General features: G+C 32.5%; 10 protein-coding genes. 4 read left to right on the top strand and 6 right to left on the bottom strand.

Annotated features, from left to right (window positions below; all coding sequences use genetic code 11):
• From AB8B90_RS10165 to gldD, 4 genes are all read left to right on the top strand, one after another.
• Positions 1-315: NUDIX domain-containing protein (locus AB8B90_RS10165; protein WP_405336495.1), on the top strand; the 315-nt coding region annotated here is incomplete at its 5' end.
• Between the two features lie 78 nt (positions 316-393).
• On the top strand, positions 394-837 hold the full coding sequence (locus AB8B90_RS10160) for a single-stranded DNA-binding protein (RefSeq protein ID WP_405336491.1): 444 nt from the start codon (positions 394-396) through the stop codon (positions 835-837).
• 18 nt (positions 838-855) lie between these two features.
• Positions 856-2,163: a gliding motility-associated protein GldE gene (locus AB8B90_RS10155; RefSeq protein ID WP_405336489.1), complete on the top strand. Its 1,308-nt coding sequence runs from the start codon at positions 856-858 to the stop codon at positions 2,161-2,163.
• 47 nt (positions 2,164-2,210) lie between these two features.
• Positions 2,211-2,789: a gliding motility lipoprotein GldD gene (gene gldD / locus AB8B90_RS10150; protein ID WP_405336487.1), complete on the top strand. Its 579-nt coding sequence runs from the start codon at positions 2,211-2,213 to the stop codon at positions 2,787-2,789.
• Positions 2,790-2,848: 59 nt separating this feature from the next.
• On the opposite strand, the gene pgi is transcribed toward gldD, so the two are convergent.
• The 6 genes from pgi to AB8B90_RS10120 form a co-directional block, all read right to left on the bottom strand.
• Complete coding sequence (gene pgi, locus AB8B90_RS10145; protein WP_405336485.1) at positions 2,849-4,495, bottom strand: glucose-6-phosphate isomerase; 1,647 nt, start codon at positions 4,493-4,495, stop codon at positions 2,849-2,851.
• The gene (locus tag AB8B90_RS10140) at positions 4,495-5,784 is read right to left on the bottom strand and encodes a M23 family metallopeptidase (protein WP_405336483.1); all 1,290 of its coding nucleotides are present in this window, start codon (positions 5,782-5,784) and stop codon (positions 4,495-4,497) included. Before AB8B90_RS10140 ends, pgi begins: the two co-directional genes overlap by 1 nt.
• A 9-nt stretch (positions 5,785-5,793) precedes the next feature.
• On the bottom strand, positions 5,794-6,726 hold the full coding sequence (locus AB8B90_RS10135) for a tryptophan 2,3-dioxygenase family protein (RefSeq protein ID WP_405336481.1): 933 nt from the start codon (positions 6,724-6,726) through the stop codon (positions 5,794-5,796).
• 5 nt (positions 6,727-6,731) lie between these two features.
• Positions 6,732-7,511, bottom strand: a complete 780-nt coding sequence (locus tag AB8B90_RS10130; protein WP_405336479.1) for a DUF3108 domain-containing protein — start codon at positions 7,509-7,511, stop codon at positions 6,732-6,734.
• Between the two features lie 253 nt (positions 7,512-7,764).
• Positions 7,765-8,925, bottom strand: coding sequence for a 4-hydroxyphenylpyruvate dioxygenase (gene hppD / locus AB8B90_RS10125; protein WP_405336477.1), 1,161 nt, complete (start codon positions 8,923-8,925; stop codon positions 7,765-7,767).
• 125 nt (positions 8,926-9,050) lie between these two features.
• Positions 9,051-9,437 (bottom strand): hypothetical protein (locus tag AB8B90_RS10120; protein WP_405336475.1); only part of this gene is annotated, 387 nt, incomplete at its 5' end.

Raw genomic sequence — 9,437 nt, 5'->3', positions numbered from 1 at the left:
CAGCGCACCACAAAAGGGATTTGGCAAAATCTATATCAGTTTCCTTTAATCGAAACAGAGCAAGCTATAGATTCGGAAGATTTCAAAACACACCCTAAAATTTGCTCTTACTTTAAGGATATGACTTTTGAATTTAGTTTATACAACACAAAAGAGATTGTGCATAAATTATCTCATCAACATTTACATACTAAGTTTTGGATTATTGAAGTTGATAAGCTTCCTCATAAAGGGATTCTTATTTCGAAATTAAAAACGTTTCCTGCACCAATTTTGATTGGTAATTTCATAGAGGAATTTAATTTTACAATTTAAAGAACTCACAATTTTTTCATACTTTTAATACGACCATTACAAAATGTTTAGTTTTGTAATCTTAAACAACAAATAACTATGTCTGGAACATTAAATAAAGTAATGCTAATTGGGCATTTGGGTGATGAAGTGAAAATGCATTATTTTGATGGTGGAAATTGCGTTGGACGCTTTCCACTAGCAACTAATGAAACCTACACCAACAAACAAACTAACGAACGCGTTACTAATACCGAATGGCATAATGTAGTTGTTAGAAATAAAGCTGCAGAGATATGCGAAAAGTATTTATCTAAAGGTGATAAAGTTTATATTGAAGGGCGATTAAAAACCAGAAAATGGCAAGATGACAAAGGAAATGATCGCTATTCAACTGAGATACAATGCACAGATTTCACATTTCTAACTAATAAAAATGAAGCGTCAGCTGGTCAAGGAACACCTCAACCAAATCAGAATCAGCAAACACAAAACACAATTTCACAACCTATTGCAGATGATAATGATGACTTACCATTTTAAACCTTAAAGCAATTTATTTTGGATCCTGAACCCTCGTGTTTAATACTGTTACTAATCTCTGGAAATTCAGCACTCATTTCTGGATTACTATTATTGGTTATTCTGCTATTTTGTTCTGCACTCGTTTCTGGCGTTGAAGTCGCTTTGTTTTCGTTAACTAAATCTGATATTGATACTGGTTTAGAAGAGCAACCAAAGTCATTTTCAATCATCTCAAAACTTTTAGAACGACCAAAAAAATTACTAGCAACCATATTAGTCGCCAATAATTTCATAAACATAGGCATTGTTATTTTGTTTGCTTATTTGGGCGAGCAATTATTTGACTCTATTGAAGTTACTTGGATGCGGTTTTTATTGGAAGTTGTGGTGATTACTTTTTTGATATTATTGTTTGGTGAAATTATTCCAAAAATTTATGCGAGTCGAAATCGAGTAAAATTCTCAACGTTTATGGCAAGACCACTTAAAGCATTAGATATTATTTTCTCGCCAATAAGTATGCCTATGCGATTTGTGACACTAGCAATTCATAATAGCTTAGGCAAACAGAAATCAAACCTTAGTGTCGATCAATTATCGCAAGCATTAGAACTTACATCAGATAGTGACACCACTATAGAGGAACACAAAATTTTACAAGGTATTGTGTCTTTTGGAAATACAGATACCAAACAAGTCATGCGTCCGAGAGTAGATATTTTTGCACTTAGTGAAGACCAGAAGTTTAGTGAAGTTATTGAAGAAATCACCAAGAATGGGTATTCAAGAATACCAGTATATAAAGATAGCATAGATTCTGTAACAGGTATTTTATATGTAAAAGATTTATTACCACATATTGATCGTAAACAACTCGATTGGACCACTTTACTTCGTGAACCATTTTTTGTGCCTGAAAATAAAAAATTAGATGATTTAATGGTCGAGTTTCAAGATAAGAAAGTCCATTTGGCAGTAGTCGTTGATGAATATGGTGGCACCTCTGGACTAGTATCATTAGAGGATGTGATTGAAGAAATTGTTGGAGATATTAGTGATGAATTTGATGATGATGATATCATCTACACAAAAATAGACGACAATAATTTTACATTTGAAGGAAAAACCACTTTAAAAGACTTTTATAAGATTATCAATATTGATGATGAATCTGTTTTTGAAAATCATAAAGGTGAAGCGGAAACGATTGCTGGTTTTGTTTTAGAAATTTCTGGAATTTTTCCAAGATTGAAAAGTAAAATAAACTTTAAAAATTATGTGTTTACTATTGAAGCGATAGATAAGAAACGTCTCAAAGACATTAAATTTACTATTTTAAACTAATAAAATACATTTGAATTCGTTTAGCTATTAAGAGTATAAAATCAACTATGAAAAAGTTACTGTTATTATGTATTGTCATCGTTTCATGCATTTCATGTGGCAATGATCCAATTCCAAAACCAAAAGCGATGTTGCGTTTAGAGTATCCACAGCCTAAATACAAAACAGTAGATATTCCATTACCTTTTACGTTTGAAAAAAATGAAATAGCAGATCCGATTTCTAAAATAAAATTAGATGGTGTAAATAACATTTATGGTGTAAATATTAATTACCCTAAACTTAAAGGAACTGTATACCTTACTTATAAAGAAATAAAGGATAATAATCTTACCGATTTATTAAGAGACGCTCAAAACCTTACTCAAAAGCACACTATGATAGCCGATGAAATTGAAGGTGATATTTATGAAAACCCCAAGAAAAAAGTGTTTGGAATGTTTTATGAAGTTGGAGGAAATGCAGCCTCGCAATCTCAATTTTATGTTACAGATAGCATTAATCACTTCTTAGTGGGTTCACTTTACTTTAATGCAATACCTAACTACGACTCTATTTATCCTGCGGCTGTTTATCTAAAAGACGATATCAAACACATCATGGAAACTATTGAGTGGAAAGAATAACTGTCATAAAGATTTCTCGTCGTTCATTCTTCACTCTGTCGAAATGACAAAACCATCTGTTATTTTATACGATTATAATAATCAATCAAATTTTGAGTGGATGCATCATGAGAATTAGAAATACTAGTATCATTTAACTCTTTTAGAATTGTGTTTGCTAATTGTTTTCCTAATTCAACTCCAAACTGATCATAGCTAAAAATATTCCAAATAATACCTTGTACAAAAATCTTATGCTCGTACATGGCTATTAATTTTCCTAAGCTTTCTGGAGTTAGTTTATCTATCAAAATAGTCGTTGTTGGCTTGTTGCCTTCAAATACTTTAAAAGGCGTTAATTCTTTTATTTTCTCTTCGGAAAGGCCTTGAGCTTTTAATTCATCAATTACAACAGCTTCAGATTTGCCATTCATTAAGGCTTCCGTTTGGGCAAAAAAGTTAGACATTAACTTATCTTGATGATCTTGATTACCATGTAATGATTTAGCGAATCCAATGAACTCAGCAGGAATCAATTTTGTGCCTTGATGTATCAATTGAAAAAAGGCATGCTGAGAATTTGTTCCAGGTTCTCCCCAAATAATCGTTCCCGTTTGATAATCGATTGCATCTCCATTTCTGTCAATACTTTTACCATTACTTTCCATAATACCTTGTTGCAAATAGGTTGCAAACTGATTTAAATACTGAGAGTATGGAATAACTGCTTCACTTTCTGCATTGAAAAAATTATTATACCAAACACTTAATAAGGCAGTAATCACTGGAATATTCTTGTCAAAATCTTCAGTTTTAAAATGTGCATCCATTTTATGAGCACCTAAAAGTAATGCATCAAAATTTTGGAAACCTACAGCTAAACTTATAGATAAACCTACAGCACTCCAAAGGGAGAATCTTCCTCCAACCCAATTCCACATTGGAAAAATATTGTCTTCATCAATACCAAAAGATTTTACCTTTTCAATATTAGTTGATACAGCTACAAAATGTTTAGAAACAGCTTCTTTTGGCGCATGCTTTAAGAACCACTCTCTAATTGTATTTGCATTAGATAAGGTTTCTTGAGTAGTAAATGTTTTGGATACAATTACAAAAAGCGTTGTTTCAGGGTTTAGATGTTTAATCACTTCATTAACATGATCACCATCAACATTACTTACGAAATGTGTGTTTAAGTGATTCGCATAAAACGCCAAAGAATCAACAACCATGGCTGGACCAAGGTCTGAACCACCAATACCAATATTTACAACATCTGTAAAAGTAGCACCTGAATGACTCTTTATGTCACCACTAATAACCTTATCAGAGAAGTCTTTAATCTTAGTTTTAACCTCAAAAATCTCTGGCATAATATTCTTTCCTTCAACAATAACTTCAGCTGATTTAGGATTACGTAAAGCTGTGTGTAACACCTCACGTCCTTCAGTTTTGTTAATCACTGCGCCACCAAAGTACTTATTTATAGCATCTTTTAAATCCACTTCATTTGCTAACTCTGTGAGAAGATCAAGTGTTTTTTTAGATATTCGATGTTTAGAATAATCTACATAAAAGTCTTCCCAATGCAGCTTCATCTCATTAGCTCTATTGGCATTATCAGCGAATAAATCGACTAAGTGTGTGTTTTCTATAGTTGTATAATGTGCTTGTAATTTGGTCCAAGCTTTTGTAACAGTTGGATTGATGGTTTTTAATGCCATTATTGAATTTTAGAAGTTAATACATCATCTTCAGAAGGAATTTCAATTGCGTTATCTTCAAATTGAATTTGATCTAACTGAGATTTTAATGGTTTAATAAATGTTTTATAATCCGTTTTTAACGAATCTGGAATAGACTCAGCAGCTGGAAGTTTTTGTCTAAATGGATCGACTTGTTTTCCATTTTTCCAAAAGCGATAACATACGTGAGGACCACCTGTATTACCAGTCATTCCAACCCAACCAATCACATCACCTTGTTTAACAAAATCTCCTTTTTTAACGTTTTGGGCTTTCATATGAAGGTATTGCGTACTGTAAGTCGCATTGTGCTTAATTTTCACATACTTTCCATTACCACCTCGACGTCTTGATTCTGTAACTGTACCGTTAGCAGTTGCTAAAATTGGTGTTCCAATAGGAGCTGCGAAATCGGTGCCTTTATGAGGACGCAATTTATAACCATAATACGCAATTCGGCGATTGAGATTATATCTCGAAGAAATACGACTAAACTGAACAGGTGCTTTTAAAAAGGTACGTCTTAAACTCTTTGTGTTTTCATCAAAGTAGTCTGCAATATTCTTGGTACTATCAACCATAAAATTGAACGCATAGAATGCTTCGTCTTTATGTTGAAAATATGCTGCGTCAATGCTTTCAATTCCGGCATAAATTGAATCTTCAATGAAACGTTGTTTATAAACTATTTTAAAACGATCCCCTTTTTGGAGTCTAAAGAAGTCAATAGTCCAAGCATAAATATCACTCATATCATTAATTAGTTGATATGGCAGACCTTGTGATTCCATAGTTTCAGATAAGCTATTCATTACAATTCCAGAAGCCTCTCTTTCAACTAAAGAAATAGGTTTCCTACCTCTATAGGTCTGAACAGAATCAGCAAAATTAATAACTACATAATCAATACTATTGGGTTGATATATAAAGCATTCAGGTGTTTGTAAGGAATCGTTAGCACACAAAAGTGTATAAGGTTTTCCTAGTTGTAATCTTCTAATATCGAAGCTGTCTTTCGCTTTTTCAGCAATATTAAAAATTCTAGGATATCCAATATGATTACGCTCAAGAATTTCGCCAAAGCTATCCCCTTTTCTTATGGTATCACGTTTGACTATATAATCTTCAAGAACAAAACCAAATTCTTTTTTTTGTTCAGGCTCAGTAAGTGTTTGTGTTGTATCAGTATCTATTTTATTATCATCGTCTTTACAAGACCATAGGCCAATACAGATAAAAAGTACTATTAATAATTGTTTTGGTTGCATTAACTAGTTCTATAGATTTTCTCCCCAATTTTTTAGTTCATCTTCACTCCAAAGTTCTGGAAAAAATATACGTCTTTGATATTTTGGATGCATGTATTTTTTCCAATCGCTTCCTCCAGTTGCTTCACCATCACCAATACCACTTTCTATGTAGTGTTTAGCAGCATTGTAATGAGCGATTACCCAAGTGATGTTTACTGTGTAATCATAATGTCGCATTGCTTTTACTAATTCAGCATCTTTTTGATCAGCTTCAGGTAGTTCTTTAAAGCGAGTCCATAAATTTTTTGTATTGTAAGTTTGCATAAAGCGAATAAAATCACCTTTGTAACGTTTTTCAAAATTGACTAAAAGCGTTGACTTTTTCCCTGTTTTGTAATCTTTACCAGCAGCTTGCCAATATAAATGTTCAAAAGCATGTTCGAAAGGTGTGTCTCTATCTATGGTAGTTCTAAATCTGAAATCGATTAGGTTGATTAGCTCTGTAGAAGCAAATTCTATCATACGATACTGTGCACTTTGAAACCCACTAGCTGGTGTTAACGTATATCTAAATTTCATATATTGTTCAATCTCCATACCGTGTTGCATGATATTGAACGAAGTTGTTAACATATCAAAGTAGCGACTAATACGCATGAGCTTACTCTCAAAATATTTGGCATTTAAATCTTCTTTTTCAGCAACTTGTTGGATTTCCCAAAGAATCATTTTAAAGAGTAATTCATTAATTTGATGGTAGGCAATAAATACCATTTCATCGGGAAGTGTTGTGCGCTGTATTTGAAGATTAAGTAAGGCGTCGGTTTGAATATAGTCCCAATATGTGATTGGTTTACTGTAAAGCAAGCCTTGTAAATGATCATCTGTATCTTGATCTATTTTAGTATACTTTTCTTGTATTTGCTTAAGTATATCTTCAAACTTATTTATGTCTTCCATGTTAGTTAGTCAAATTGAATTTGAAACGAATGTTTTAGCCCTTTAAAAGCTTCCAAATTAGCTTGAAGCGAACCGACAGCTAAATCAGCTTTGATTTTTAAAGGAATTTTATTTTTATCAGCACTTACCCAAAGGGTTAAACTTTCTTGTTCTTTGAATACTCGTCCAGCCATTACATAAGGTCGAAATTTTAAAGTTTTTACTTTTCCAAATTCAGTTTCTAAAACTTCTCTTCCTAAAAATTTTAATTTGAAATTATAATTTTCTTCATCGAAAAACATATTTAGGGTTACGATTTCACCCTCTCTTATGCTCTCTGTATCGTAATTATTTCGAAGGTAATAAAATGCCGAAACCATATCCTGGACATCTTTTTCGGTAGCTACTGTTTTATGTGTCTTTCTCTTTTTATTATCTATAAATGCTTCTTGCTTTTCATGATCAAAATCAATTTCAATATCTTTAGTATGTCCTCCCTCATTTATTTTTCTCACGAATTTATAAGGCATTCCAGTTTCTTTATCGATATAACTCTCGTAACGATCTTTCACTTTAAAAAACCACTTAATTGCTCCAGTAGTCCAACCTTTACCCACAACATGGTATACAGGCTTTCCGTTAATTTTTGAATCTTTTACCTCAAGAGTAGCATTACCTGCTTTAAGAAAATTGCTGTAGCTCATTTCAAACTTAAACCATTCCCCATCTTGATATGCAGATTGCTCTTGAGCAAAAGACATTTGCATTCCTATTAAAAAACCTATTGTAAGTAGTATATTTTTCATCTTAGACATAATTGTAAAAGTAACTTGAAGTTACATTTTGTTGTTTAATAGGGAGAATTACAATTACTATTCCAAAAATATAAATTTTATTGAAACCATTATGTATAAAGCTGTTATAGTTATGTTAGAATTTAACGAACAATCTATAAAATGTCATTCCGACCGAAGTGGAGGAATCTTGAGTTTGTTTTGTTAACAATTTAACCAGATTTCTCGACTACGCTCGAAATGACAATACATTCGTTTTTAAAAATTAAAGTGTTCCTCTTTTTGCCTGTTCACGTTCAATAGACTCAAAAAGCGCTTTAAAGTTACCTGCTCCAAAGCCTTGAGCTCCCATTCTTTGAATGATTTCAAAGAACAATGTAGGTCTGTCCTCGACAGGCTTGGTGAAAATTTGAAGTAAATATCCTTCTTCATCAGCATCAACAAGAATTGATAACTTTTGAAGCTCTTTGATATCCTCTTTCATCATATCCATGTGTACTCCTAAACGTCTAGGAATATCATCATAATATGCTTGTGGTGGTGGTGGTAAAAATTCAACACCACGTGCTTTTAACTGCGCCACAGTTTTTATAATATCATCGGTTGCTACAGCAATATGTTGCACGCCAGAATCTTCGTTAAAATCTAAATATTCTTCAATTTGTGATTTTTTTGCAGCCTTTGCTGGTTCATTTATTGGGAATTTTATTCGACCATTACCATTACTCATCACCTTACTCATGAGTGCCGAATATTCGGTATGAATTTGTTTATCATCAAAGGATAAGAAATTAACAAATCCCATAACGTCCTCATACCATTTTACCCATGTATTCATTTGACCCCAACCAACATTACCAACCATATGATCAATAAATTTTAGACCTACTGGTTCTGGATTATAGTCAGATTCCCATTTTACAAATCCTGGCATGAAATCGCCTTTATAATTTTTACGTTCTACAAACATGTGAACGGTTTCTCCATACGTATAAATTCCGGCACGAACAACTTCACCAAACTCATCGGTTTCTACTGTAGGCTCCATATAAGACTTCGCTCCTCTTTTAGTAGTTTCCTCATAAGATTTTCTTGCATCATCAACCCAAAGTGCAACCACTTTTACACCATCACCATGTTTAACAATATGATCGTTTATTGGCGACTTACTGTTAAGAGGAGTTGTAAGCACCAATCGTATTTTATCTTGTTTCAATACATAACTTACTGAATCTTTGGAACCTGTTTCTAATCCTTTATAAGCATACGATTGAAATCCGAAAGCTGTTTTATAGAAATGAGCTGATTGCTTTGCATTACCAACGTAAAACTCTACATAATCAGTTCCTAAAAGCGGCAAAAAATCTTGAGCTCCGTCGAAGATTTTTTCCAATCCGTAATTGACATTTTTTACTTCTTTTGCCATAATATTATTATTTATTTCTTGATTCGTTTGATTGTTAAGCTTTTTTTAGCCCTGATTGGAGCGGCATCCTCTCTTTACTAAAGAGAGATACAGCGAAAAGCAGGACATAGCTCCATATTAAAATTTTAATTAATATTTAAACTATCTGATTCTATTGTAGATTCTAATAAATCATCCACTTTTAAAGAATCTATTTGGATTGTATCTTCTTCTATTTCATAGTATTCATCATCATACTCATAAATGGAATCATTTTCCCATTCATATTCAAAATCATCTCCATTATTTTCTAAGTTATACCCTTCCATAAGTGCTGTTGATAAAATAGCGCCATAAAACAAAAAGTATAATAGATAAAGTATTGTAACTATTGAACTTACGACCAAAGCAATAATATTTAAAATCTTTGCTGTAGACACATTTGTATTACTTTGATGTGTATAGTTTTCAGGATTTAACTTATATTCTTTTAAACTCTTGTTAGCCATTACCAAACCGATAATACTTAGGAT

This window comes from Psychroserpens sp. (assembly GCF_045105015.1).
Taxonomy (GTDB): Bacteria; Bacteroidota; Bacteroidia; order Flavobacteriales; family Flavobacteriaceae; genus Psychroserpens.
This window is presented reverse-complemented; position numbering and strand designations above follow the sequence as displayed.

Excerpts from the sequence above, each read along its gene's own strand:
- AB8B90_RS10160 (WP_405336491.1), top strand. The coding sequence starts at position 394 with ATGTCTGGAACATTAAATAAAGTAATGCTAATTGGGCATTTGGGTGAT.
- gldD (WP_405336487.1), top strand. The coding sequence starts at position 2,211 with ATGAAAAAGTTACTGTTATTATGTATTGTCATCGTTTCATGCATTTCA.
- pgi (WP_405336485.1), bottom strand. The coding sequence starts at position 4,495 with ATGGCATTAAAAACCATCAATCCAACTGTTACAAAAGCTTGGACCAAA.
- AB8B90_RS10140 (WP_405336483.1), bottom strand. The coding sequence starts at position 5,784 with ATGCAACCAAAACAATTATTAATAGTACTTTTTATCTGTATTGGCCTA.
- AB8B90_RS10135 (WP_405336481.1), bottom strand. The coding sequence starts at position 6,726 with ATGGAAGACATAAATAAGTTTGAAGATATACTTAAGCAAATACAAGAA.
- AB8B90_RS10130 (WP_405336479.1), bottom strand. The coding sequence starts at position 7,511 with ATGAAAAATATACTACTTACAATAGGTTTTTTAATAGGAATGCAAATG.
- hppD (WP_405336477.1), bottom strand. The coding sequence starts at position 8,925 with ATGGCAAAAGAAGTAAAAAATGTCAATTACGGATTGGAAAAAATCTTC.